Origin of the sequence: Pseudomonas sp. AKS31, from assembly GCF_023634765.1 — a bacterium.
GTDB lineage: Bacteria > Pseudomonadota > Gammaproteobacteria > Pseudomonadales > Pseudomonadaceae > Aquipseudomonas.
This window is the reverse complement of the sequence record NZ_JAMLFX010000001.1, coordinates 424,330-449,493: the sequence shown is the minus strand read 5'-3', so window position 1 is coordinate 449,493 and position 25,164 is coordinate 424,330. Positions and strand designations below refer to the sequence as shown.

Sequence of the window (25,164 nt, the reverse complement as noted above, 5' to 3'; positions counted from 1 at the left end):
GCGGCCTTCGGGCCGCCGTTTTGCTTTAGAATGACCGCCTTTTTCAATGCCAACAAACTCGGTAGGAGCTGCCGAAGGCTGCGATCTTTTGATCTTGCTGTTGATTTTAAAAAACAAAATCAAAAGATCGCAGCCTGCGGCAGCTCCTACAGGTTTACCGTGCGCACCCGGAGTTATTTACATGACGGCCCACGCCGACCTTTCGCCGACCCTCCAACTCGCCATCGACCTGATCCGCCGTCCGTCCGTGACGCCGGTCGACGCCGATTGCCAGAAGCAGATGATGCAGCGCCTGGGCGATGCCGGTTTCAACCTCGAGCCGATGCGCATCGAAGATGTGGATAACTTCTGGGCCACCCACGGCAACAACGACGGCCCGGTGTTGTGCTTCGCCGGCCACACCGACGTGGTGCCGACCGGCCCGGTCACGGCGTGGCAGATCGACCCGTTCAACGCCGTGATCGATGAACACGGCATGCTCTGCGGCCGTGGCGCGGCGGACATGAAAGGCAGCCTGGCGTCGATGACCGTCGCCGCTGAGCGTTTCGTCGCCGACTACCCGAACCACAAAGGCAAGGTCGCGTTCCTGATCACCAGCGACGAAGAAGGCCCGGCGCACCACGGCACCAAGGCTGTGGTCGAGCGTCTGGCAGCACGCAACGAGCGTCTGGACTGGTGCATCGTTGGCGAACCGTCGAGCACCACTCTGGTCGGCGACGTCGTGAAAAACGGCCGTCGTGGCTCGCTGGGCGCCAAGCTCACCGTCAAAGGTGTTCAGGGTCACGTGGCCTACCCGCATCTGGCGAAGAACCCGATTCACCTCGCCGCTCCGGCCCTCGCTGAATTGGCCGCCGAGCATTGGGATCACGGCAACAATTTCTTCCCGCCGACCAGTTTCCAGATCTCCAACGTCAATTCCGGCACCGGCGCGACCAACGTGATTCCGGGTGATCTGGTGGCGGTGTTCAACTTCCGGTTCTCCACCGAATCGACCGTCGAAGGCCTGCAGAAACGCGTGGCTGACATCCTCGACAAGCACGATCTGGACTGGCACATCGACTGGGCGCTGTCCGGCCTGCCGTTCCTCACCGAACCGGGCGCGCTGCTCGACGCGGTGTCGGCGAGCATCAAGGACATCACCGGTCGCGAGACCAAGGCGTCCACCAGCGGCGGCACCTCCGATGGCCGTTTCATCGCGACCATGGGCACGCAAGTGGTTGAACTGGGGCCGGTCAACGCGACCATCCACCAGGTCAACGAACGCGTACTGGCGGCGGATCTCGACGTGCTGACCGAGATCTACTACCAGACCCTGATCAAGTTGCTCGCCTGATGCTTGCTTGCCCCATCTGCAGTGAACCGCTGAATGCGGTGGACAACGGCGTGGTCTGTCCTGCCGGCCATCGCTTCGACCGTGCGCGGCAGGGTTACCTGAACCTGTTGCCGGTGCAGCACAAGAACAGCCGCGATCCTGGTGACAACCAGGCCATGGTCGAGGCGCGCCGGGACTTCTTGAACGCCGGGCATTACGCGCCGGTGGCCAAACGTCTGGCCGAACTGGCAGCGAGTTATACGCCCGATCGCTGGGTCGACATCGGTTGTGGCGAGGGTTATTACACCGCGCAAATCGCCGAGGCCTTGCCGAACGCTGACGGCTACGCACTGGACATTTCCCGTGAAGCGGTCAAACGCGCCTGCAAAAGAAATCCGGCGATTACCTGGTTGATCGCCAGCATGGCCCGCGTGCCGTTGGCGTCGGGCAGTTGTCAGTTTCTCGCCAGCGTTTTCAGTCCGTTGGACTGGGACGAAGCCAAGCGTCTGCTCAGTGTCGGCGGCGGCCTGATGAAAGTCGGCCCGACCAGCGGCCACTTGATGGAACTGCGCGAACGCCTGTACGACGAAGTGCGCGAGTACACCGACGACAAGCATCTGGCCCTGGTGCCGGAAGGCATGGCGCTGGCGCACAGCGAAACCCTGGAATTCAAGCTGACGCTAAACAAGCCCGAGGATCGCGCCAACCTGTTGGCGATGACACCCCACGGCTGGCGCGCCAGTGCCGAGCGTCGTGCGGCGGTAATCGAACAGGCCGAGCCGTTCGTGACCACCGTGTCGATGCGCTACGATTATTTCGTTCTTCAATAACTTTTGGTTCCGGGCGAGTGCCCGGGGCCGGCTAAATCCGCGAATGGATTTTTCAGACCCACAGTGAGGACATCCATGCGCCAACCGGACATCGAGATTTACCTGAAAGACGCCGACGTCGACCACAAGGCCATTTCCGCCTGGCTCGGCGAAGCACTGGGCCCGTGCAGCGACTGGGTACAGAAAGGCCAGACTTACAAGTGCACGGCCGGCAACGTGCCGGTGACCTGGCTGCCGAAAGCCGTGGGCAAGTGGAACAGCCTGTACCTGGAAAGCGACCAGACGCCATGGGACGACGACATCGCCTGCGCCCGCGCAGCCTTTGCTGCGCTGAACGTCGAAGTGCGTTGCGCACCGGGCACATGGGTTGAAGAAGAAGGTGAGGAGACAGCGGATCGCTGGATTCGCATCAGCGCAGACGGTGAAGAAGAGATCACCTGGAAAACTGCCTAAAAGCAAAAGATCGCAGCCTTCGGCAGCTCCTACAGGGTCATGTGTACACCCGTAGGAGCTGCCGAAGGCTGCGATCTTTTGATCTTCAAGGTTACAGGCCTACAACATCCTCAGCCTGCAAACCCTTCTCGCCAGTAATCACTGCGTATTCTACCTGCTGGCCTTCGGTCAGCGACCGGTGCCCTTCGCCGCGAATCGCGCGGTAGTGCACGAACACGTCCACCCCGTCTTCGCGCTGGATAAAGCCGTAGCCCTTGGCGTCGTTGAACCACTTCACGTTGCCGGTTTCACGTGTTGCCATCTGTTCATACTCCTTTTTTATTATTGAACAGGCTTTTCGCAGGAAAGCCTTAGAGGAACGTCAGCCTGCGTCCGACGTCCATACAAGGGCCCCGGCGACAGACCGCCGAGTATATGACAGGTGCGAAAAGTCTCAACAGGAGATTACTTCGCCGCTTTTTTGCCGATTTTCGGTGAATACGGCAAACTGTCGACCGCCCGAGCACTTGCTCGGTTTTATTCACTCACGCAGAAGCCGTATGACCCGTTCCCCGTTCCGCCGTCTAGTGTTTGGCACCTTGCGCCGACTGTTGTACCTCTGGGTTCGCTCGGAGACGATCAACCAGTCGTCGCTCACCCTCAACCTCGACCGCAGTCGTCCGGTGTTCTACGTCCTGCAAAACCCTTCGCTGACCGATCTCGCCGTGGTCGACACAGAATGCACCAAGGCCGGCCTGCCGCGCCCGGTGCTGCCGGTGTCAGTGGGTTCGCTGATCGAACCGGCGGCGTTTTTCTACTTGACGCCGGATCCGGACTGGCTCGGTCGCCAGGACAAACGCGGCGCACCGCCGACCCTGACCCGACTGGTCAGCGCCCTGACCCAGAACGCTGCCGAAGACGCGCAGATCATTCCGGTCAGCGTGTTCTGGGGCCAGTCGCCGGACAGCGAAAACAGTCCGTGGAAGCTATTGTTCGCCGACAGCTGGGCCGTTACCGGGCGCCTGCGTCGCCTGCTGAGCATCATCGTCCTCGGCCGCAAGACCCGCGTGCAGTTCTCCGCGCCGATTCATCTGCGCGAGCTGATAGAACACAACAAGGGTCACGAACGCACCGTGCGCATGGCCCAGCGCATCCTGCGGGTGCACTTTCGCAATCTGAAAGCCGCCGTCATCGGCCCGGACATTTCCCACCGCCGTAACCTGGTCAAAGGCCTGCTCAACCAGCCGCTGGTCAAGCAAGCGATCCTCGACGAAGCCGAGCGCGAAAACATCTCCGCGGAAAAAGCCAAGGCCCAGGCCTTGCGCTACGGCAACGAGATCGCCTCGGACTACACCTACACCGCGATCCGCTTCCTCGAAGTGGTGCTGAGCTGGTTCTGGAACAAGATTTACGACGGCATCAAGGTCAACCACATCGAAGGCGTGCAGAAAGTCGCGCAGGGGCACGAAGTGATCTACGTGCCTTGCCATCGCAGCCACATCGACTACCTGCTGCTCTCGTATTTGCTGTTTCGCAACGGTCTGACCCCGCCGCACATCGCCGCCGGGATCAACCTGAACATGCCGGTGATCGGCAGCCTGCTGCGCCGTGGCGGTGCGTTCTTCATGCGCCGCACGTTCAAGGGCAATCCGCTGTACACCTCGGTGTTCAACGAATACCTGCATACCCTGTTCACCAAAGGCTTCCCGGTCGAGTACTTCGTCGAGGGCGGCCGCTCGCGCACCGGGCGCATGCTGCAACCGAAAACCGGCATGCTCGCCATCACCATGCGCAGCTTCCTGCGTTCGTCGCGGATGCCGATCGTATTTGTGCCGGTGTACATCGGTTACGAGCGCGTGCTGGAAGGTCGCACTTATCTCGGCGAATTGCGTGGCGCGAGCAAGAAGAAAGAATCGATCTTCGACATTTTCAAAGTCATCGGCGCGCTCAAGCAGCGTTTCGGTCAGGTTGCGGTGAATTTCGGTGAGCCGATCAAACTGGCGGAATTCCTCGACGCCGAGCAACCGGACTGGCGCCAGCAGGAACTCGGCCCGCAGTACAAACCGGCGTGGCTCAACGAGACCACCAATCGCCTCGGCGAAAAAGTCGCGCAGCATTTGAACGAAGCGGCGGCGATCAACCCGGTCAACCTGGTGGCGCTGGCGCTGCTGTCGACCACGCGTCTGGCGCTGGATGATCGCGCCATGGCGCGGGTGCTGGATCTGTATCTGGCGCTGCTGCGCAAAGTCCCGTACTCGCCGCACACCACGCTGCCGGAAGGCGACGGCCGCGCGCTGATCGAGCATGTGAAAGACATGGACCTGCTCGCCGAGCAGAACGACGCGTTGGGCAAAATTCTTTATCTGGACGAGCAGAACGCCGTCCTGATGACCTACTACCGCAACAACGTCCTGCACATCTTCGCGCTGCCGGCGCTGCTGGCGAGCTTCTTCCAGAGCACCTCGCGCATGAGCCGCGAACAGATCCTGCGCTACACCCGTGCGCTGTATCCGTACCTGCAATCGGAGCTGTTCATTCGCTGGACGCTGGACGAACTGGACAGTGTGGTCGATCAGTGGCTGGACGCGTTCGTCGAACAAGGCCTGCTGCGTTTCGAGAAAGACGTCTATCTGCGCCCGGCACCCAGCTCGCGGCATTTCGTCCTGCTGACGCTGCTGTCGAAGAGCATCGCCCAGACCTTGCAGCGCTTCTACATGACCGTGTCCTTGCTGCTCAACAGCGGCCAGAACAGCATCAGCGCCGAAGAGCTGGAAGACCTCTGCACAGTCATGGCCCAGCGCCTGTCGATCCTCCATGGCCTGAATGCCCCGGAGTTCTTCGACAAGAGCCTGTTCCGCCACTTCATCCAGACGATGCTCGACCTCGACGTGCTGCGTCGCGACGAGGCCGGCAAACTGAGTTATCACGAACTGCTCGGCGAGCTTGCCGAAGGTGCAGCCAAACGCGTGTTGCCGGCAGAGATTCGCTTGTCGATCCGCCAGGTCGCACTGCATCGCAGCGAAGACGCTGCCGATCAGGTCATCACTCAACCCGAGACCTGATGCAAACCTGGTGGGAGCGAGCCTGCTCGCGAAGGCGGAGTGTCAGGCAACTGAAATGTTGAATGCTAAACCGCTTTCGCGAGCAGGCTCGCTCCCACATTGAAAAGGAGATTTTCCATGAAAAAACTGACTCTGCTTGCCGCCGCCACGTTGCTGAGCGCCTGCCAATCGACCACACCTGCCGGCAAGGTCGGCCTCGACGGTGAAGTGTTCTATCTGCAGCGCATCGCCCTGCCACCAAGCGCGACCCTCAGCGTCAGCCTGCAGGACGTTTCGCTGGCCGACGCGCCAGCCGTGGTGCTGGACGAGCAAAAAGGCCCGGTCAAAGGTCAGGTGCCACTGCCCTTCCACTTGAGCTACGATCCGGCGCAGGTCAAACCCGGCCACCGTTATTCGGTCAGCGCGCGCATTGAAGTCAACGGTGAGTTGATGTTCATCACCACCGAAAACCACGCCGTGAAACTAGACGGCAACGACCCGCAGCCGCTGAAAATCCGCGTCGACGCCGTTCGCTGATTCATTGTCCGCAACCCTTTTCCGCAACAAGGAAGCCGCCATGCTCCGCCCTACCCTTCGCTTCGCCGGCCTGTGCGCAGGCCTGATGATCTCCGCCAGCGCCATGGCATTGTCGCTGAGTGACCTGTCGCAAAAAGACGCCACCGGCGGTCTCAAGGATGCCCTGACCCAAGGCGCGCAAATCGCCGTCAAGCAACTGGGCACCCCCGGCGGCTTCAGCAACAACCCGGACGTGAAGATCGAACTGCCGGGCAAACTCGGCAAAGCCGCGAGCAAGATGAAAGCCTTCGGCATGGGCGCCCAGGTTGAAGAACTGGAAACCGCGATGAACAAGGCTGCCGAATCCGCCGTGACCCAGGCCCAGCCAATCCTCGTCGACGCCGTGAAGAAAATGAGCGTGGAAGACGCCAAAGGCATCCTCAGCGGCGGCAAGGACTCCGCCACGCAATACCTCGACAAATCCAGCCGCGAACAGATCCGCGCCAAGTTCCTGCCGATCGTCAAACAGGCGACCGACAAGGTTGGCGTAGCGCAGAAGTACAACTCGTTCGCCGGTCAGGCTGCTGCGTTTGGCGTTGTCGATGTGAAGAGCGCCAACGTTGAAAACTACGTCACCGAGCAAGCGCTGAATGGCCTGTTCGAAATGATCGGCAAACAGGAAGAAACCATCCGCCAGAACCCGGCTGCTGCGGCGACCAGTTTGGCGAAGAAGGTGTTCGGGACTTTGTAATGTGCTGAACGACAAAAAGCCCGCTGACCTTTACCGGTTCAGCGGGCTTTTTTGTGGGCGTCAGTTTTGCGGATCGACTTGATCGAGGACGCGATTCACCGACAGCTCAGCGAGGGAAATCATCTGCTGAATACCCAGAAGCTGACTACACGTCGGGCCATTCAGGGTGAACGCCAGTTCGCTGGCCATGATGTTGGCTGAGGCCAGGGTTTCACAGGCGTGAGCGAGTAATGTTTCGGAATCGACTTCGGGAAGGACGGTAAAAATTGTGCTGGGATGGCTGACGGGTTTGGGGGGATTGGGTGTGGTTTTGAACATGGCGAAATCTCCTGAAGTAGTGGAGCCGCCACCGTTCGCTGCGAAACGAAAGTTAGGTGGCAGCTGTACGCAGGTTCGCAGACCGGGACTTCAGGCACCCGGCATACCCGAAGGTATCCCGCGCACAACCGCCATGACACAGGCATAAAAAAGCGCCCGCTTTCGGATGGTGGACGCTGTGCGTCTGAAGTTTAACCGGGCTGCGAAACCCGGTCGCTGATTTTTGCAGCGACAGACCTAGCCTAGAGATCGCGCTTCCGACGGACAACCTGAAAACCTTGTGGGAAGGTTCTGTATTTTCGCAACACGGTTAAACAATTTTGCCTGTCCGATCGTCATCGCCAGCAGGGTCACTCCTACAGTTAAATGGAGTACACCTGCAAAAAACGGGTCGTCTGTCAGGCCGCCTTCGCGAGCAGGCTCGCTCCCACAGTTGAATTGAGTACACCTGCAGAAAACAGGTCGGCTATCAGGCCGCCTTCGCGAGCAGGCTCGCTCCTACAGTTGGATTGAGTACACCTGCAGAAAACAGGTCGGCTGTCAGGCCGCCATCGCTGGCAAGCCAGCTCCCACAATTAGGTAGAGATTGGGCGGCTGTCAGGGCGTCATCGCGAGCAAGCTCGCTCCCACAGAAAAGCGAGAGCAGATCGCTTCTGCTCCTCACCACTCAACAGGATGAGCGTTAGCTCGGCTGCAGCTTTTGATCTTGATCTGAAGGCCCGTCGGCAGGCTGAGTGGAGGGATTGATCCGGGGGTGGGAGCGCAGCGACCGTTCGACGAAGTCGAACACATCGAGAGGAGGTGCAGCGAAGCAAACCGTAGGCGATGCCCCCCGGATCGATCCCGGAGCGAAGGAACCCCGAGCCTCAGCGAGAGGGCCGAACGTTGCGGCAAGCGTTTTTGGGTACTTTTTCGGCGTCTGGAAAAAGTGCCTCGCCGTAAGGGCGAAACCGCCAGCAGCAACACCCGCAGCAACGGATATTCACCAAAAACCCCAAAAAGCACGGTCGGCCCAAAGGCCGCCGAGCTCAACCTCAGCCAACCTGAACCGTAGGCTTGGGAAACAAATTATTCAGAGTCTCCAACAGCCTGACGTAATAAATCGGCTTGCGAAAAAGATCTACCACCTGCAGTCGCAACAGGTCACTGACATCCTCCATATCCGCATGCCCCGACATCACAATCACCGGCAAATGCTGGCGCGCAGTATGCTCACGCAACCGCTTGATCAACGACATCCCGGACTCTTCAGGCATACGCAAATCAGTAATCACCAACGCGATATCAGGATGGCGAGTCAAATGATGCAACGCCAGCTTCACCGACGTCGCGGTATAACAGTTGAACCCCTCCCCCTCCAGCAACTCCGCCAACTCCAGCAACGCGTCCTCTTCATCGTCAACCAGAAGCAACTGTTGGCGCGGCAGCGAAGGAGCATTCATGGGCAATCCCTGAAAACTGAAAGTAAACCCGAGTGTAGCCCGACATCAGCCGGGCATTAAGCTTCGTTTCAGCTCAAGAGGATGGCGCAGGCGTGGTCGAAACGGCCGTGCCCCCCAGCGCCTCCAGCAAGTTGTTGAACATGACCACCACACGGCCACCCACAGGCGTAACGAAAGCGATGACCACTACCGCGACCATCGCCACCACAATCGCATACTCGATGGCCGATGCAGCGTCATCATCGGCCAGGAAACTGCGGGCACGAATCATCAGGTATTCAAAGAGCATCGCCGTTCTCCTTGATCGTCAGGGTCTGGTCACGGCAGTGCCGCCCAGTCCGGTCAAAATGTTGTTGAAGTAGAACAACACCCGATTACCGAGGGGAGTCACAAATGCCACAACCACCACGGCTACCATCGCCACCACGATCGCGTACTCGATAGCTGATGCAGCCTCCTCGTTTCTGAACAACAGACGCACTCTGACCATCAAGTAATCAAGAATCATCTGGAACATACGTCCACTCCTTCGCGCCTCTGGCGCCGATGTCGCACTACAGCGGCAAGGTTCCACCGTGCCATCTGAGCATTGTCAACAAATCCCCGCCCAACAACTGTAAGAACGGATTAACCGGAAAGTATTAATCCAATCGTGTTTTTGCCATTGCCTGCTGTTAATTGGCCAAGACTCATACTTTCGTAAGTTATTTTCCTGTCAGTAATGGCGTTTTGGCTTGGATCAGCTAGCGTGGAAATAGCGAAATAGTTGCATGTTCATAGCTGCCAGATTGGGAACTTCTCTCGTTAGCAATAGCAGTGGGTAGTGCAGCAGGAAAGGGAGAGCCGTCATGAACAGTCGCGTCACCATGGGCCTTGCAGCCATCCTGTTACTGGGAGCTGTTTTTGTCGGTTACTGGGGACTGGTGCTCAGTCGTCAGCCGGCACACGTCGCCGCCGCCCCTGTCGCACCAGCCGTCACTGTTGAAAATACTGTCGCCATTGCCGAAGACCAGACCCGCCAACCGGTGGTGGTGCTGCTACATGATGTGCCGCCCTTCACTGCGCTGACGGCCGCCGATGTGGCCGTGGAAAAGCTGCGCAGTGCACCGGCCGGTAGCTTGAGCACTATTGATCAGGCCGTCGGCCGCACACCCTGGCGACACCTCAGCGCTGGCACGTGGCTGAACGAGGAAAGCTTTACTGCCGGCGGTTCACTGGCACGCATGATTCACAGCGATGAACGTGCGCTCACCGTGGCCGTTGACGAAGTGATCGGCGCGGCCGGGCAACTGATTCCCGGCGATTACGTCGATGTGCTGCTCTACCTGCGCCAGGACTCCAGCAACCTCGAACAGTCGGCGCAGATCGTTTTGCCGGCCATGCGCGTGCTTGGGGTGGGTGACCAGTACGGCCTGACCAACGATGGCCAACCGGCCTCGCCGGCCCTGAGCGCCGAGGAAAAACTCAAACAGGATCAACGCCGCGTCGCCGCGCGCACCGTGGTGCTGGCGGTACCGGAACAACTGCTCAGTCGCCTGATGCTTGCCACGCAAGCCGGCACCTTGCGCCTGGCCGTACGCAGCAGTGAAGAACAACGCCTGGCCAAATACTGGGCCGGTGAAAAACAGTCCACGGCTCATCTCGACACCGCCAACCGACAACTCTTCCAGTTCACCCAACTGGCCATGGGCACCGCACCGAAAGCACCGTCCAGCGGTGGTTCCGGTGGTGCTGCACGGCCTGCCGTGGAAATCATTCGCGGCAACCAGATCAGCCAACAAAATCCATGACTGCGCAAGGATCCAAGGGCATGCAAAGTCGTTTCAGGCCGACATTCAAACCAATGCTGCGCGCCGTGTTATTGATGGGGCTGTCGATGGACGCTGCATTCGCGGCGGTCGGTAATTGCCCGGCACTGGGGCGCATGCCACCGGTGATCGAAATCGGCGAAGGGTTTCAGCAGGATGTGCAGTCGCCGGTAGCGATCACCCGTCTGGCAATCGGCGATCCGAAAATCGCCGACGTCCACGCCACCGGCAGCTCGTCCTTTCTGCTCACCGGTGTTGCGCCCGGCGCCACCAGCCTGATGGTCTGGACGTCGTGCTCGAGCGAGCCGCGTCAGAGCATGGTGTTCGTGCAGGGCGCCGCCACTGCCGCGCTGAGCACCAGCCTGCCGTCGGATGATCCGAGCCTGCCATCGCAAGTGCAGACCGACATTCGTTTTGTCGAAGTCAGCCGTACCAAACTCAAGGAAGCCACCGCCTCGCTGATCGGCACGCGCGGCAACTTTCTGTTCGGTTCGCCCGGCACCTTGCCGCCGATTGACGGGGTGCCGCAGCCACGCCTACCGGTGGACAACTCGCTGTTCAACTTCTCGTGGGTCGGCGGCAAGACCATGGCGATCATCAATGCGCTGGAAACCAGCGGCTTCGCCTACACCCTCGCACGGCCGAGTCTGGTGGCGCTGAACGGGCAGAGCGCAAGCTTTCTGGCCGGTGGTGAAATCCCGATCCCAGTGCCCAGCTCCGGCAGCGACAGCGTGTCGATCGAATACAAGGAATTTGGCATCCGCCTGACCCTGACACCGACCATCATCGGCCGCGACCGCATCGCTTTGAAGGTCGCCCCGGAAGTCAGCGAACTGGACTTCAGTAACGCCGTACAGATCGCCGGCACCACTGTGCCGGCGCTGACTATCCGCCGCACCGACACCAGCGTGTCGCTGGGCGATGGCGAGAGTTTCGTCATCAGTGGCTTGATCAGCACCACCAACAGCTCGCAAGTGAACAAGTTTCCCGGCCTCGGTGACATCCCGGTACTCGGCGCATTTTTCAAAGGCTCGCAGATCAAGCGCGAAGAGCGCGAACTATTGATGATCGTGACGCCGCATCTAGTGCAGCCATTGGCCGCCGATGCCCAGTTGCCGTCGTTACCCGGGGAAAAACTGCGCAATTACGATCCGAACTTCTATCGCATGTTTTTCCTTGAAAACGGCAACTTCGACAAGCGCAGCGGGTTATCCCAATGAGCCAGAATCTGAGCCAGACCTTTCTCGCCATCACCCGCAACAGCACCGATCTGGAGTGGCTGCAGGGCGCGCTCGCGCCGCTCGGCCAAGTGGTCAGCGCCGGTGGCGGCAGCCTCGACGAACTGCTCGCGCTGGTCGACGTCACTTTCGCCAGCCTGGTGTTCGTCGGCCTTGATCGCGAACACGTGGTCGCCCAGAGCGCGTTGATCGAAGGCGCGCTGGAGGCCAAACCGATGCTGGCGATCGTTGCCCTCGGCGACGGCATGGACAATCAGCTGGTGCTCAATGCGATGCGCGCCGGCGCCCGCGACTTTGTTGCCTACGGTTCGCGCTCCAGCGAAGTCGCCGGCTTGGTGCGGCGTTTGAGCAAACGCCTGCCGCCCGTGGCGCCGAGCACACAACTGGGCGGCCTCACGGTCATGTATGGCGTGCAGAGCAGTTCCGACGGCGCGCTGCTGGCCAACCACATGGCGTTGGTCGTGCAAAAGAGCGGTCAGCAAACCTTGCTGCTCGATCTCGGATTGCCGCGCGGTGACAGCCTCGCCTTGCTCGGGCTGGAGAGTTCGTTTCACTTCGGCGATGCCTTGCGCCATTTGCGCCGGCTCGACGCCACACTGATCGACAGCGCCTTCACCAGCACCGAAGCCGGCCTGCGCATTCTCGCCTACGCCAGCAACGATGAGCCGCTGGAAAACACCAGCGCCGCCGAGCTGTACATGTTGCTCAGCGCCCTGCGCCAGCACTTCCAGCACATCGTCGTGAACCTCACCGGACAGACCGACAGCGAAGCCTTGCGCACCTTTGTCAGCCATTGCGACAAGTTGCTCTGGTACACCGACCAGAACGTACTCAACTGCCGACGCAACCTCGCCGTACTCAATCTGTGGCGTGAAAAAGGCATGAAACTCGACCACGGGCGGCTGTTGATCGACCGTTACTTGAGCAACGTCGCGCCCAATTCGGAAACCCTCGGCAAGACGTTCAATCTGGAAGTGATCGCCACGCTGGCCCTCACTCCCGAAGTGCGCCTGAACGCCAAAAACCAGGGCGTCAGCCTGTTCGAACTGGCCCCGCGAGAAAAACTCACCCAGAGCCTGCGTACACTCGGTGAACGTCTGGCCAAACGTTCCGAGGGTCTGGCCAAGCCTAAAGTGACCTGGTTCGACCGCTTGCGAGGCACCTCATGAGCGCAGAAAAACTCTTCGGCGCGGCGCCCCGCACTGCAGCCGGCAATAGCGATCACGAAGGCCTGAAACTGGTCCTGCATCGCTACATCATCGACGCCCTCGAAGAGTCGGGCAAAAACCTGCTGGAAGGCTCACGCCAGCAACTCGCACAGTTCGTCACCGACAAAGTCGCCGAGTACATCGCCCGTTTGCACCTGGCGATTTCCCGCTATGAAATGGAACGGCTGGCCGAAGAGATCGTCGACGAACTCACCGGTTTCGGCCCGCTGGAAGTATTGCTGCGCGATCAGTCGGTGACCGAAATTCTGGTCAATGGTCCGCACCGGGTGTTCATCGAACGCGACGGTGTGCTGCACCAGAGTGACCTGCGGTTTATCGACGCCCATCACGTCGAACGCGTGATGCAACGCATCCTCGCACCGCTCGGTCGGCGACTCGACGAATCCTCACCGATGGTCGACGCACGCCTGCCGGATGGCAGCCGGGTCAATGCGATCATTCCGCCGATTGCCCTCGACGGCCCGTGCCTGTCGATCCGCAAGTTCCGCAAGGACATGCTTAAAAGCAGCGACCTGATCGCGATGCAAACCGTCGACCTGCAGATCTTCGAGTTTTTCCAGAATGCGGTCGGCAAGCGCTGCAACATCCTCATCAGCGGCGGCACCGGCACCGGCAAGACCACGCTGCTGAACATTCTCAGCCAGTTGATCAACCCGCACGAACGTCTGGTGACCATCGAAGACGTCGCCGAATTGCAGCTCGGCCACCCCCACGTGGTGCGCCTGGAAACCCGTCCGCCGAATGCCGAAGGCCACGGTGAAGTGAAGGCCAGCGACCTGATCCGCAATGCCCTGCGGATGCGCCCCGACCGGATCATCCTCGGCGAGATTCGTGGCGTCGAAGTGGTCGATGTACTCACGGCGATGAACACCGGTCACGACGGCTCGATGAGCACCGTGCACGCCAACAATGCGCAGGATGCCCTGCTGCGTCTGGAAACGCTGGTCGGTCTGACGGGCCGTTCCATCGCCGAACGTACGTTGCGGCAGATGATCTGCGCGGCCCTCGACGTGATCATTCAGTTGACGCGCATGCCCGACGGGCGCCGTTGCGTCAGCGAGGTTGTGGAGGTGGTCGGTATTCGCGAAGACGTTTACGTCACCAACACCCTGTTCCGCCTCGACCGCCGCAGCGGTTTCGGCTTCCTGCGCGAAGCCGTCAATCCGGCCGGCGACAAGCTGCGCCACGAGACACATCCGGGCTGACGGCAAGGAGCACCGAGCATGCTGGTACCGATCATTCTCATTGCTATCTGCCTGACGCTGTTGGGGCTGTCGATTCGTCTGTTCTTGCAGGGACTGCGCAAGACCGCCACGGAAAAAGTCCTCAACCGACTCGCCGCCGGGCAACCGCAACAGGCGCCTGAAAAGCCGGTTTGGGTCGGACTGGAACGGATGTTTCTGCGCGCCGGACTGGGCCGCCCGACCGAGCGTTTCGGCCTGTGGCTGAGTCTGTGGGCACTGGCGATGGCGCTGGGCTTTTTCATTGCCGACTGGATCGGCTTGCTGCTGATGATCTTCATCCCGCCACTGGCATTGCGGCTGTACATCGCCGTGCTCTATCGGCGCCGGATCAAACGCATGATCGAGCAGTTGCCGCAGTTGCTCGATCACACCGTACGCAGTCTGAAGTCCGGGCGTACCCTGAGCGACGCGGTCATGGGCGGTATTGAAGCCAGCGAAGATCCGTTGAAAAAAGCCATGGGCCGAGTCCAGCGCAACGTGCAACTGGGGGTGAACCTGCCCGACGCGGTCAGTGATTTCGCCGAGCTGTATGAACAGGACGAGCTGCGCATGTTCGCCCTCGGCCTGAAGGTCAATCATCGCTACGGCGGCAACGCCAGCGAGCTGCTGGAGAACCTGATCAAACTGATCCGCGAACGCGACCAGGGTGCCCGGCAACTGCGCGCCCTCACCGGCGAAACGCGCATGACCGCGTGGGTGCTCGGCTCATTGCCGCTGCTGCTGGTGAGTTACTTCATGCTGACCAACCCCGGCTACATGCTCGGGATGTGGAACGACGCCAGTGGTCAGCAGATGTTGATCAGCGCCGCCGTGTTGCAAGTGGTCGGCAGCCTCGCGCTGTGGCGCATGTTACGGAGCGTCTGACATGGTCTGGCTCGCGGCTCTCATGTTGCTGCTCGGCGCCTTGATGCTGGTGATCAATCACCTGCTGATGGAGCGCCGCCGGGTGCGTCAGATCACTCAGCGCCTGCAAGGACAACTGGTGCGCGAGAACCGCTTCGGCAGTTGGTTGCGCGCGCTCGGCAGCAGCAAGTTCGGCCAGCGCTCGGTGAGCATCGACAGCGAAACCCAGACCCTGCTCAACCGTATCGGTTGGCGCCGAGCCAATGAACGGGCGTTGTACGCCGCTTGCCAGATCGGCACGCCACTGCTGACATTGGGCGTGGCGATTTTTTTGCAAGAGGTGTTCTTCCCCCAGGCTGAAAACCGTTGGCTGGTGCCGATGCTTGCCACCGGCGGCGGCTACCTGCTGCCCAAACGCTTGCTCGCCTATGCTGCGGCACGGCGCCAGAGAACCATCGCGGTGGAGGTGTCGACGTTCATTCCGCTGCTGCGCATCCTTTTCGAATCCGGCATGGCCGTCGAACAAGCCCTGCGCGTACTCAGCATTGAAGCGCAAAAACTGTTGCCGGAACTGACCAGCGAACTGCGCCTGATCCTCAGCCGTGTCGACTCCGGCCTGGAGCTCGGCCAGGAATTGCACAAAGCGGCGGTGATGCTCGCCGTGGACGAATTCAGCGACACCTGCGTGATCCTCCAGCAACTGATTCAACAAGGCGGCGGCGCGATGAAGTCGCTGCTGGCGCTCAAGCAACTGCTGGATGACCGGCGCCTGACCCGCCTGCAGGAATACATCTCGAAAATGTCCGCGAAGATGTCGGTGGTGATGATGGTGTTTCTGTTTCCGGCACTGCTGATCGTCCTAGCCGGCCCGGGCTTCACCGCCATTGCCCGGGCATTTGCAAACTGACCCTGGCTCATGGAGAGCGTTTGATGAAAGTACTGATAGTCATGGCAAGCCTGTTGCTGCTCGGCGGTTGCGCCACCGACGGCCAGGCACCCTGGACAGCGCTGCTGTCACCGACCAGTTGCAGCAAAATGACTCAGGAGCAGGAACTGGCCCTGAACCTTGCGGATGACCTGGCCAACGACGGCAAACTGCACGCCAGCCTGGCCAACCTGCAAAGCCTGCCGGACAACATCAGCGAAGTGCGCCTGCGCAAAGCCAAGGTCTACCGCCTGCTCGGCCGTAGCGAAGCCGAACCGTTGTACCGCAGCTTGCTCGGCGGCTGCCTGACCGCCGAAGCCGAACACGGCCTCGGTCAGCTCTACGCTGCTCGCGGCGACAACGGCCAGGCCCAGGCCCACCTGCAACGCGCCGCCCGCCTGGCCCCCACCGACGAAAAAATCCGCAACGACCTGGGCGTGGTCTACCTCAACCAACTGCGCCTCAACGACGCGCGCTTCGAGTTCCTCACCGCCATCGAACTCAAGCAGAACAACCAACTGGCAACACTGAATATGGTCACCCTGCTGCTGTACCAGAACGACTGGCCACAAGCCGCCGAAATCGTCAGCCGCGCGAAACTGACCCCGGAACAATTCACCGAAGCCCAGCAACGCGCGGAAAGACTCAAAGCCCCGGTCAAGGCCAAACCCGCCAGCGGCAATCAAGTGGCCGCCGTCGCTGACCCGTTGCCACCATCGATCAAATAAGGAGACAGCCATGAATCCCCGCAAAGGCTTGTGCTACCTGATCCTGCTCAGCCTGCCCCTCAGCGCCGCCGCCATCGACGCCGGCCCCGCCTCGGCGCAACAACAGGAAACCGAAGGCTGGCTGGTCCTGCAAAGCCGCAACAAAGCCGCCTCACCCAAACCCCAAACGGCGACCGCGACCGAACGGGATTTGGCGATGCAGCGCTGGTTGAAGAAGTACAAATATGAGATTCCGGATTTTTATGATCCGGATGCGGGTGGGAAAATCGAGAGCAAGAATTAGTGATGTGGTGACCTTGCGAGCGCTTTCGCGAGCAGGCTCGCTCCCACCTTTTGAAATGCACTCCACCTGTGGGAGCGAGCCTGCTCGCGAAGAACGATGACGCGGTGTGCCTGGCGGATCAGGCCTGCGGATCGACCCGATCCAATGCCCGATTCACCGCCAGCTCAGCCAGCATGACGATCTGCTGAATCGCCAGTGCCGTATTGCGCTCCGGCCGGCCAAGCTGATCGGCAAAGTTACCGGCCAGTGTGTTGGCCGAGGCCAGGGATTCGCAGGCATGGGCGAGCAGGCTTTCGGTATCGATTTCCGGGTGGATGAGGAACATCGTGCTGGGTTGCCGGGGCTTTGCACGTTCGGGGCAGAGGTAGAAATCGAGCGCGCGTTTGATGGCTTCGCGGTTTTTGACGAGGTCGTCGGCGCGGATGGCTTCTTCGAGGGGGGTGATGGGTTCGTGGGGTGGGTCGGGGATCAGTTTGTCCATTGAAACAACTCCAAAGTCTTTGCCGCCACCCACTGCCATTCTCACGGGGCAAAAGGTGGCAGCTGTATGCGGGGTGAGAATACCGGTTATGGACACCCGGCCAGACCGAAGTCTGCCCGCACACAGCCGCCATGACACATTGCAGACGCCAGGCAAGCTGGCGGCGATTATGCGTGCACAAAGACTTGATGACCATAAATTGCCGGGTTCTCACGCCCGATCGCTGAGTGTTCAGCGACAGCCAGAGACTAAAGAGCGCACGTCCGACGGACAACCTGAAAACCATGTGGGAAGGTTCCGGTTGTCCGGCACACATTTAAACAGCCAAAAGCCAACCCTCACCCTAGCCCTCTCCCAGAGGGAGAGGGGACTGACCGAGGTGTTTGGGAGAGCTACGCCGACTTGAAAGACCGAGTCGAACTCAGACTCTGAAACAGATCAAAAGCCCCTCACCCTAGCCCTCTCCCAGAGGGAGAGGGGACTGACCGAGTCGTTTGTGAGAGCTACGCCGACGTGAAATATCGAGTCGAATTCAGACTCTGAAACAGATCAAAAGCCCCTCACCCTAGCCCTCTCCCAGAGGGAGAGGGACTGACCGAGGTGTTTGGGAGAGCTACGCCGACATGAAATATCGAGTCGAATTCAGACTCTGAAACAGATCAAAAGCCCCTCACCCGCTCCTAACCACTCAACAGGATGAGCGTTAGCTCGGCTGCAGCTTTTGATCTGCTGGCCCCTTCGGCAGGCTGAGTGGAGGGATTTATCCGGGGGTGGGAGCGCAGCGACCGTTTGGCGAAGCCAAACACATCGAGAGGAGGTGCAGCGAAGCAAACCGTAGGCGATGCCCCCGGATAGATCCCGGAACGAAGGAACCCCGAGCCCTAGCGAGGGGCCGAACGCCGGGGCCCAGCCTTTTGGTTACTTTTTGGCGTCTGAAAAAGTGACCCGCTGTAAGAGCGGAACCGCCAGCAGCAACACCCGCAGCAACGGATATTCACCCAAAACCCCAAGAGCATGGTCGGCCCAAAGGCCGCCAAGTCAATGCGCCGTAACCCGCTGCCGAGAAGCCGAAGCACTAGGCGACAAAGCCAAAGCCAACTGCGTCCGATTATGCATATGCGTCAACCGCAACACCTGCGAAACATAAAGCTTCACCGTGTTCTCGGTAATCCCCAACTCACAGGCAATCTGATAATTGGTCTGCCCCTTGCCCACCAATCGCGCCACATCCAATTGCCGCGGCGACAACTGATTGAAAATCTCTGGCATCTCCTGCGACTCAGCCTCAGCAGGCTCACCACCCAACACATCGCGAACCACCGCCGAAGGACTACGCCGCACCTTGTCCAGGTCCTGATAAAGGTCATCAATCGACTCAGACAGAAACTGCAACTTCTGATTCAAATGCCCCAATTGCAGATTCTTCTGCCGCTCTTGCAATGCCGCTTCCTGACGCCGCACCCCGTCGAGCAATTCATCCAGATCAATCGGCTTCTGATAATAATCGGCAATCCCCGCACGCAATGCCTTGATCACATCCTGCTTCTCGGCACGCCCAGTGAGCATGATCGCCTCGAATGCCCGATGCTTGCCCGCCAGCCGCTGCAATGCCTGAATCAACTGAATGCCATCCATGTCCGGCATGTGCAGATCACTCAGCACCAGACCGATTTCCGCGTCCTCACTGAAACGCTCGATCGCCTGCAGACTGGATTCGCACGGCACACAGCGATAACCGTTGCTTTCAAGAAACTCGCACAGCTCCTCCACGATCAACGGCTGATCGTCGACCACGAGTACTTTTACCGCAGACGTAAGCTTGTTCACGTGCTACTCCATGTCCCAGGCCAAAGCTGACCATTCCTGTACTGCCAGCCTTTGGATGTATAACCAGTTCATTTGAAAGTAGACGTACTTTCGGACTATGTACATAGAACTAGTGGCGTTTAGCGACTAATGAAACCAAAGCATGACGAACACTGCGCCCACCAACACGAACGGTGCAAATGGCAACTTTTTTGACATATCTGGCGCCAGATATCGCAGACGTTCTCTAAGCCCTTGACTCATATGGAGCCAGACTCTTGGCGCAAGCAGCAGCCAGATCACGCTCGCGATTCCCGCTCCAATAAACACGCCGAGAATGAACAGACCGTCCGTCGCAAGCCCCAGAGCTGTCATTAATTTCACATCGCCGGCGCCCATACGGCCGATGAAAAAACCGGGCAATGTCAGCGCCAGCGCGATCAGGCAGGCCCAACCGCCCTGCCCCGCCTCAGCGCCCAGCCAAGTGTTGCCGGTCCACAACAGATAAATCAGCGCCAGTGCCGCCGCACCGAGGGTCAGCCCATTGGCAATGCGTCGCTGGCTGGCGTCTTGCGCCGCGCATAGCCCCAGCCAGATCAGGAGAAGAAAACTGTGCATCCGGTAAAAACCGTCCATTTTTGCGGAATGATTCTATGCTGATACTACGCAGTGACAGTCAGGGTAGACGCACTCATGAAAAACGGCTTTCGCAAGTCGCAAAAAGGTGCGGTGGCGATCGAGTTCGCCTTGGTGTTCATCATCTTTTTTGCCGTGTTTTATGGCCTGGTCAGTTACAGCCTGCCCATGGTGATGATGCAATCGTTCAACCAGGCCACGTCCGAAGCGGTGCGCCGCAGTGTCGCGGTCGATCCCAACACGCCCAACTATTCCACGGTCGTGCTCAACACCGCGAACGCCATGCTGACCCAGCAATTGTCCTGGATTCCGCCGGTCTTCAATCTGGTGATCGGCGTTGATACCAGCACCCAATACAGCGCATCAGGCCTGCTGACGGTGCGAGTGGATTATCCGGTCAGCAAGTTGAATCAGGTCATGCCGTTTCTGGTGCTTCCGGTCGTTGGTACAGTGCCCAATCTGCCTGCCTACCTGACCGCCACGTCGAGCCTGCAATTTTGACGTCGGGAGACAAACTGTTCGGGCGCTTGCTCAAACGCACACCGCCCGCCGCCCATGAGCTGCCCGACCCACTCGGCTCACCCGCAACAGGCCTGCACCTGTATCTGAACGATGCCGGTGGCGTGCTGCAAATGGCCGGGCCGCTGCGGCATCTGCTGGCGCAGTTCAAACCGCAGGGTCAGCCCTTGCCACTCAGCACTTATCTGCTGCCCCACAGCACGCTGGCCATCGAAGGTCGGCCGAGAGAGTGGCAGGGACTTTTGCTTGATCTCGACTTCTTCGGTCTGGGCGAGCAAACCGTACACTTGCGTGGCTGGGTTCAGCCACTGGGCGACGGCTGGCTGATGCAGTTGATCGATATTGCGGACTTGCTGCTCGAACGCCAACAAGCGCGCCAGCGCGATGCCTGCCAATTGCTGGCCGGGCAGATCAGCGAACAGTTGCGCGCGTGCAGCCAGGCGCGTTTGCCGGCGATCGTCAGCGAACAATTGCAAATGATCGCCCAGCGCTGGCACATCCCCTGTGTGGCGCTGGCCTTGCTCGATGATGAGCAACAGGGCTGGCAAATCTATCGCCAGTATCGCGCCCACACTGCGCCAGATTTGTGGCACGACCTACAACGTCTGGGCACACCGCTGGACAGCCTGAACGGGGCCGCGCCGCAGCGTGTCGGCGCGCATCAGGGGCTGGATGAACACTCACGAGTGCAGGTTCTGTTTGGCAGTGCCGAAGGTTTCGCAGTGCCGTATAGCGATGAACGGGGGGTGGTCGCCTGGCTGCTCTGCGGGTTTTATCCCGTGGACAGCGCCGCGCCGTACCTGACCGAGCGTGACTGGATGGCACTGCTCGGCGCGCTGGCCGGGCCACTGCTCGGACGACTGCGTGAACAGCAGCATCACCTGCAACTGGAACGCATCGAATCGCTGCAAACCCTGCTCGGTAGCGGCTGGTGGGAGATCCTCGCCGGCCACAACGACATTCAACTGGCGCCCGCGCTGGCCGTCGCCCTGAATGTGAGCCCTGGCGAATTAGCGCTGGAAGACTGGCTGAGGCAAATCCACCCCGCCGACCGTGACGAGTTGCGCAGCCGTTTGCAGGCCCTGCAACAACACGGTGAAGCCCTGACGCTGTCGGTGCGTCTGCGCGACGGCAACAGCGAGCAGACGCCCACCTGGTATCGCGTGCAAGGCCAACTGATTGGCAGCGGCGAGCACCGCCGGCTGGTCGGGTTCATGCTCGACATCAGCGACATCCAGAACCAGCAACAACGGGCTGCCGCCGCACATGCACGGCTGGACAACCTGATCGCCAGTTCGCCGGCGGTGATTTACGTCCAGCAGTACCACGAAGGCGCGCTGATCCCGGCGTTCTTCAGTGCCAGCCTGCAACCCTTGCTCGGCTGGAGCCTTGACGATTGCGGCGACGGCGCACTGATCGAGATGATTCACCCTGACGATCGCGACCTGTATTTCGCCCGCAGCCGTCAGCTGTTACGCGAAGGTTCAGTGCGCGCGCGTTATCGGCTGCGCGACCATCACGGCGAATACCACTGGCTGCTTGATGAAGCCAAACTGCTGCGCAATGACCTCGGCCTGCCAGTGGAAGCCGTCGGTTTGTGGCTGGACGTCACCGAGGCGACCCAGGCAGCCGAACAGGTGAAAACGAGTGAAGAGCGCTACCGGATTCTGGTGGAGGACTCGCCGGCAATGATCTGTCGCTATCGCCCGGATCTGATTCTGACCTTTGGCAACCGGCCGCTGGCGAAGTATCTGGAATGCACGCCGGAGGAACTGCCGGGGGTCGATCTGGGCAGCTGGATGTCTGAGGAACAACGTACTGCGTTCGTCCAGCGCCTCGCTGCACTGACCGTGGAGCAACCGGTAAGCACCGCGGAAATCAGCCTGCAACTGCCCGGCAGAGAACATGCCTGGTGGGTGTGGTCCGATCGCGGGGTGTTCGATGAGCACGGCCAGTTGCTCGAAGTGCAAGCGGTGGGCCGCGACAACACCGAGGTGCGCCGCTCGCAGCAGCAACTCACGCAAAGCGCGAAAATGGCCACCCTTGGCGAAATGGCCACCGGCCTCGCCCATGAAATCAATCAGCCGCTGAACGTGATGCGCATGGCCATCGTCAACGTGCTCAAGCGCCTGGACAACGGCGATGTGCAGGTCGATTACCTGACCGACAAGCTCAAGCGCATCGATGCGCAGGTCCAGCGTGCGGCGAAAGTAGTCGATCACATGCGCGTATTCGGCCGCCGTTCGGAGATTGAGCAGCAACTGTTCAACCCCGCCTCGGCCATTGAAGGCACGCTGTCGCTGCTGGCCGAAGGCATGCGCGGCAAAGGAGTGGACTTGCGCATCAGCGAGACCGGGTTCGAGGTGCAAGTGCGTGGCTACGTCGATCAGCTTGAGCAGGTGTTGATCAATCTGATGGTCAACGCGCGGGATGCGTTGCTGAGCAAACGCGAGGCGGACTCGTCCTTCAAGCCGTGGATTGCGATCTATGCCGAACGCGATGAACAGAGCGTGCGGCTGTGGGTCGAGGATAACGGTGGCGGCATCGATCCGCGTTTGCTGGAGCGGATCTTCGAGCCGTTTTTCACCACCAAGCCGATCGGGGTCGGCACCGGGCTGGGGCTGTCCGTGAGCTACGGCATCATCGACAACATGGGCGGCGAGTTGAGCGTGCGCAACTCGCCGGAGGGCGCACGGTTCTGCATTGAGTTGCCGGTTGCCGTGGACGCCTAGATCACCAGATAGGCCTTGCCGGTCTGGCCGCAGGTCATGTTGGCGCCGACGTCGACATCCATCAGGTTGATGCCCAGACCTTTAAGCAGGTTGTTCAGCAGCGGATCGAGCAACGGACTGACCAGGCTGGTCACCACCGGCAGCAATTTGCTGGTGACATCGCTGATCAACGAGGCGACGCCGGTAACGATGGCCCCCAATGGATTGCTGCCCTGCGGTTTGTAGACGATCAGGTTGATCCCCGCGAGGGTGTTCGACAGGCTGCCGACGATGTTGTTGGTCGGCACAGCGGGCAGCACGCTCGGGGGCAATTTGAGGTTGGCCGGGGTGGCGAACGGTGTGCCGCTGGAAAACACCAGATCCTGAGTGTTTTGCGCAACGCTGGTGTCGAGTTTGATCGCAATGCCGCCTGCGCCGTATTGCACATGGGTGTCAGGGTCGCAACTGCCGATGCCGAGAATCTTGCGGCAGGTGACGATGCCGAGATCGACCAGCGGCAACGGCGTGACCGTGGGTTCGGCGGAAGAGGAGAATGCGTTGGTCGCGTCGATCTTGCCCAATTTGAGGTCGGCGATGGAGGTGATGGTGTGCGCCGTCAGGCTTTTGCTGCCTGTGCTCCCGGTCGGGCAACTGTAATCGGTGACATAACTCTTGGCGCCACCGGCATCCAGCGCGATGTCGATTTGCGGCGACGGCAACAGTTTCGGATCAAGCTGCTCGCACCCAGCCCCCAACAAACAGCCAACCGAGTTGAGTGTGTCGACCAGATTCAGACTGAGCAGCGCATTGAGGGTCGGGGTCAATGTACCGACCAGCCCCAGCACGGCATTGGTCAGGCCGGTCACCCCTGACAACACCGGCAGACTCACCGACAACATCGTACGCACCTGCGCCGTACGCACATAAATCCGGTCCGGCCCGGTCGGGTTGATCTTGGCTCGCGCCGGGTCGCCAATGGCAGAAAACTGCGGCGGCTCGATCACTTTCACCCGCACCGTGACATTCGCCAGCCCCAGCACGCTGACTGGCAAGGTCGCCGCCACCGCACTTTTGCTGTTGGCCAGTTGCACCACGCCCTGAATCAGTTGCAGCAGTTGCAGATTGGCGTCCAGCCCTGCTGCCGTGGTCCCGGTCTGCAATTGCAGGATGTCACCCAGTTTGACCGGCGCCGCGTTGATCGCGGCCACCTGCAATTGGCCCAGCGCAGTGATCACCTGGGCGGTCGCACCATTGAGTTGCACCACCGTCGCGGCGGCCTGAATCAGTTGCGTCACCGTGGCCTGGGTATTGAGCAACTGCGTGTAGTTGCCGGCCGCGACGTTGAGATTGATCGCCAGCTGATCAAGGTATTTCAGTAAGTTGATATCAGTGTTCAGCAGGCCGTCCCAGCCTAGAGCGGTGAGATTGACGTTACCGCCGAGCAACCCGGAAAACAGCGGATTGAGAATGTTCGAACGGGCGGTGTCGATGCTCGTCAAGGCGCTGCGGATATTCAGCTGCGCTACTGTCGGCTGCGGTTTGGCGGCAACCGCCGTAGCATTGAGGGTGGTATTGAGGCTGACCGGTGTACCGCTGAACAAGGCTTGTACGCCGCTGGCAAAACTGGTGATCACCGTGCGGCTGGCAACGACTTTGACCGCAGCCATTTGCGTGGTGTCCACGGCGAATGTGCGCAAACCGCTGGCGGCGGTCACCAGGGTGCCGCACGTGGTGGCGAGCGTGTTGCTGGCGTCGACAACATAGCCGTTACGCACGGCGCTTTGCCCGGCGTAACTGGCGGCGCTCAGGCCCGGCAGGCAATCGCCGCCACGACTGACGGCCTCGAGGGCGGCGTTGTCCACCACCCGCTGCAATTTGCGTTGTTCCATGTACAAGCGGCCGGTGTCGACCACCAACAACAGCATCACCACCGCCAGACTGAGGGTGGCCGCCGCCATCAAGCCAATCGCCCCGCGCTGCCGGGCCGGGCTGTTGAATCGCGAACGAGGCGACATGGCGCACTCCTTTGCCGCTAGCTCCATTGATGCAACTGAGTGTAGACGCGCAATCC

The 25,164-nt window shown here is 60.3% G+C and carries 25 protein-coding genes; 16 read left to right on the top strand and 9 right to left on the bottom strand.

Translation table 11 applies throughout. The features are described 5' to 3' along the window. The first annotated feature begins 181 nt into the window (after nucleotides 1-181). The 3 genes from dapE to M9827_RS01895 all read left to right on the top strand — a co-directional run bounded on the left by dapE (nucleotide 182) and on the right by M9827_RS01895 (nucleotide 2,595). A complete protein-coding gene (gene dapE / locus M9827_RS01905; protein WP_250603036.1) occupies nucleotides 182-1,333 on the top strand; it encodes a succinyl-diaminopimelate desuccinylase in 1,152 nt (383 codons plus the stop codon). Then, complete coding sequence (locus M9827_RS01900; RefSeq protein ID WP_250603035.1) at nucleotides 1,333-2,142, top strand: putative RNA methyltransferase; 810 nt, start codon at nucleotides 1,333-1,335, stop codon at nucleotides 2,140-2,142. Before dapE ends, M9827_RS01900 begins: the two co-directional genes overlap by 1 nt. Before the next feature lie 75 nt (nucleotides 2,143-2,217). After that, on the top strand, nucleotides 2,218-2,595 hold the full coding sequence (locus M9827_RS01895; protein ID WP_250603034.1) for a hypothetical protein: 378 nt from the start codon (nucleotides 2,218-2,220) through the stop codon (nucleotides 2,593-2,595). 91 nt (nucleotides 2,596-2,686) lie between these two features. Here the strand turns inward: M9827_RS01895 and M9827_RS01890 are convergent, their stop codons facing one another. Beyond that, a complete protein-coding gene (locus tag M9827_RS01890) occupies nucleotides 2,687-2,896 on the bottom strand; it encodes a cold-shock protein (RefSeq protein WP_007908870.1) in 210 nt (69 codons plus the stop codon). A 238-nt stretch (nucleotides 2,897-3,134) separates the two neighbouring features. Between M9827_RS01890 and plsB the strand changes: the two genes are divergently transcribed. The 3 genes from plsB (at nucleotide 3,135) to M9827_RS01875 (ending at nucleotide 6,882) form a co-directional block, all read left to right on the top strand. After that, nucleotides 3,135-5,636 (top strand): glycerol-3-phosphate 1-O-acyltransferase PlsB, encoded by a 2,502-nt coding sequence (gene plsB / locus M9827_RS01885; protein ID WP_250603033.1) that lies wholly within the window; start codon nucleotides 3,135-3,137, stop codon nucleotides 5,634-5,636. A 117-nt stretch (nucleotides 5,637-5,753) separates the two neighbouring features. Next, nucleotides 5,754-6,152 carry a YbaY family lipoprotein gene (locus M9827_RS01880; protein ID WP_250603031.1) on the top strand — a complete coding sequence of 133 codons (399 nt, stop codon included), beginning with the start codon at nucleotides 5,754-5,756 and terminating at the stop codon, nucleotides 6,150-6,152. 40 nt (nucleotides 6,153-6,192) lie between these two features. Next, nucleotides 6,193-6,882, top strand: coding sequence for a DUF4197 domain-containing protein (locus M9827_RS01875; RefSeq protein WP_250603030.1), 690 nt, complete (start codon nucleotides 6,193-6,195; stop codon nucleotides 6,880-6,882). Between the two features lie 60 nt (nucleotides 6,883-6,942). Here the strand turns inward: M9827_RS01875 and M9827_RS01870 are convergent, their stop codons facing one another. The 4 genes from M9827_RS01870 to M9827_RS01855 all read right to left on the bottom strand — a co-directional run bounded on the left by M9827_RS01870 (nucleotide 6,943) and on the right by M9827_RS01855 (nucleotide 9,159). Further along, the gene (locus M9827_RS01870) at nucleotides 6,943-7,200 is read right to left on the bottom strand and encodes a DUF6124 family protein (protein WP_160038485.1); all 258 of its coding nucleotides are present in this window, start codon (nucleotides 7,198-7,200) and stop codon (nucleotides 6,943-6,945) included. A gap of 1,034 nt (nucleotides 7,201-8,234) precedes the next feature. Next, the gene (locus M9827_RS01865) at nucleotides 8,235-8,642 is read right to left on the bottom strand and encodes a response regulator (RefSeq protein ID WP_250603029.1); all 408 of its coding nucleotides are present in this window, start codon (nucleotides 8,640-8,642) and stop codon (nucleotides 8,235-8,237) included. Between the two features lie 73 nt (nucleotides 8,643-8,715). Continuing rightward, complete coding sequence (locus M9827_RS01860; RefSeq protein WP_250603028.1) at nucleotides 8,716-8,931, bottom strand: Flp family type IVb pilin; 216 nt, start codon at nucleotides 8,929-8,931, stop codon at nucleotides 8,716-8,718. Between the two features lie 18 nt (nucleotides 8,932-8,949). Continuing rightward, a complete protein-coding gene (locus M9827_RS01855; RefSeq protein WP_442967431.1) occupies nucleotides 8,950-9,159 on the bottom strand; it encodes a Flp family type IVb pilin in 210 nt (69 codons plus the stop codon). A 331-nt stretch (nucleotides 9,160-9,490) separates the two neighbouring features. Here M9827_RS01855 and cpaB point away from each other — a divergent pair, with 331 nt between their 5' ends. Genes cpaB through M9827_RS01815 form a run of 8 tightly spaced genes read left to right on the top strand, consistent with a single transcriptional unit; the run spans nucleotide 9,491 to nucleotide 16,940 of the window. Then, a complete protein-coding gene (gene cpaB, locus M9827_RS01850; RefSeq protein ID WP_250603027.1) occupies nucleotides 9,491-10,432 on the top strand; it encodes a Flp pilus assembly protein CpaB in 942 nt (313 codons plus the stop codon). Nucleotides 10,433-10,452: 20 nt separating this feature from the next. Next, the gene (locus M9827_RS01845; protein WP_250603026.1) at nucleotides 10,453-11,670 is read left to right on the top strand and encodes a type II and III secretion system protein family protein; all 1,218 of its coding nucleotides are present in this window, start codon (nucleotides 10,453-10,455) and stop codon (nucleotides 11,668-11,670) included. Continuing rightward, nucleotides 11,667-12,857 carry a CpaE/TadZ family protein gene (locus M9827_RS01840; protein ID WP_250603025.1) on the top strand — a complete coding sequence of 397 codons (1,191 nt, stop codon included), beginning with the start codon at nucleotides 11,667-11,669 and terminating at the stop codon, nucleotides 12,855-12,857. Before M9827_RS01845 ends, M9827_RS01840 begins: the two co-directional genes overlap by 4 nt. Further along, nucleotides 12,854-14,122 (top strand): TadA family conjugal transfer-associated ATPase, encoded by a 1,269-nt coding sequence (locus tag M9827_RS01835; protein WP_250603023.1) that lies wholly within the window; start codon nucleotides 12,854-12,856, stop codon nucleotides 14,120-14,122. The genes M9827_RS01840 and M9827_RS01835 overlap by 4 nt, the downstream gene beginning before the upstream one ends. Nucleotides 14,123-14,140: 18 nt before the next feature. Next, a complete protein-coding gene (locus M9827_RS01830) occupies nucleotides 14,141-15,025 on the top strand; it encodes a type II secretion system F family protein (RefSeq protein ID WP_250603022.1) in 885 nt (294 codons plus the stop codon). Nucleotide 15,026: 1 nt separating this feature from the next. Beyond that, nucleotides 15,027-15,911 carry a type II secretion system F family protein gene (locus tag M9827_RS01825; RefSeq protein WP_250603021.1) on the top strand — a complete coding sequence of 295 codons (885 nt, stop codon included), beginning with the start codon at nucleotides 15,027-15,029 and terminating at the stop codon, nucleotides 15,909-15,911. Nucleotides 15,912-15,934: 23 nt separating this feature from the next. Continuing rightward, nucleotides 15,935-16,657, top strand: coding sequence for a tetratricopeptide repeat protein (locus tag M9827_RS01820; RefSeq protein ID WP_250603020.1), 723 nt, complete (start codon nucleotides 15,935-15,937; stop codon nucleotides 16,655-16,657). A gap of 10 nt (nucleotides 16,658-16,667) precedes the next feature. Next, nucleotides 16,668-16,940, top strand: a complete 273-nt coding sequence (locus M9827_RS01815; protein WP_250603019.1) for a DUF3613 domain-containing protein — start codon at nucleotides 16,668-16,670, stop codon at nucleotides 16,938-16,940. A 118-nt stretch (nucleotides 16,941-17,058) separates the two neighbouring features. On the opposite strand, the gene M9827_RS01810 is transcribed toward M9827_RS01815, so the two are convergent. The 3 genes from M9827_RS01810 to M9827_RS01800 form a co-directional block, all read right to left on the bottom strand. Continuing rightward, nucleotides 17,059-17,421 (bottom strand): DUF6124 family protein, encoded by a 363-nt coding sequence (locus M9827_RS01810; protein ID WP_250603018.1) that lies wholly within the window; start codon nucleotides 17,419-17,421, stop codon nucleotides 17,059-17,061. A 1,038-nt stretch (nucleotides 17,422-18,459) separates the two neighbouring features. Next, the gene (locus tag M9827_RS01805; protein WP_250603017.1) at nucleotides 18,460-19,248 is read right to left on the bottom strand and encodes a response regulator; all 789 of its coding nucleotides are present in this window, start codon (nucleotides 19,246-19,248) and stop codon (nucleotides 18,460-18,462) included. 126 nt (nucleotides 19,249-19,374) lie between these two features. Next, the gene (locus tag M9827_RS01800; RefSeq protein WP_250603016.1) at nucleotides 19,375-19,845 is read right to left on the bottom strand and encodes a prepilin peptidase; all 471 of its coding nucleotides are present in this window, start codon (nucleotides 19,843-19,845) and stop codon (nucleotides 19,375-19,377) included. Between the two features lie 75 nt (nucleotides 19,846-19,920). Here M9827_RS01800 and M9827_RS01795 point away from each other — a divergent pair, with 75 nt between their 5' ends. Beyond that, nucleotides 19,921-20,364: a TadE/TadG family type IV pilus assembly protein gene (locus M9827_RS01795; protein ID WP_250603015.1), complete on the top strand. Its 444-nt coding sequence runs from the start codon at nucleotides 19,921-19,923 to the stop codon at nucleotides 20,362-20,364. Next, nucleotides 20,361-23,114 carry a PAS domain-containing sensor histidine kinase gene (locus tag M9827_RS01790; RefSeq protein ID WP_250603014.1) on the top strand — a complete coding sequence of 918 codons (2,754 nt, stop codon included), beginning with the start codon at nucleotides 20,361-20,363 and terminating at the stop codon, nucleotides 23,112-23,114. The genes M9827_RS01795 and M9827_RS01790 overlap by 4 nt, the downstream gene beginning before the upstream one ends. Here M9827_RS01790 and M9827_RS01785 read toward each other — a convergent pair. Further along, nucleotides 23,111-25,108 carry a pilus assembly protein TadG-related protein gene (locus M9827_RS01785; protein WP_250603013.1) on the bottom strand — a complete coding sequence of 666 codons (1,998 nt, stop codon included), beginning with the start codon at nucleotides 25,106-25,108 and terminating at the stop codon, nucleotides 23,111-23,113. The genes M9827_RS01790 and M9827_RS01785 overlap by 4 nt on opposite strands. Between the last annotated feature and the right edge of the window lie 56 nt (nucleotides 25,109-25,164).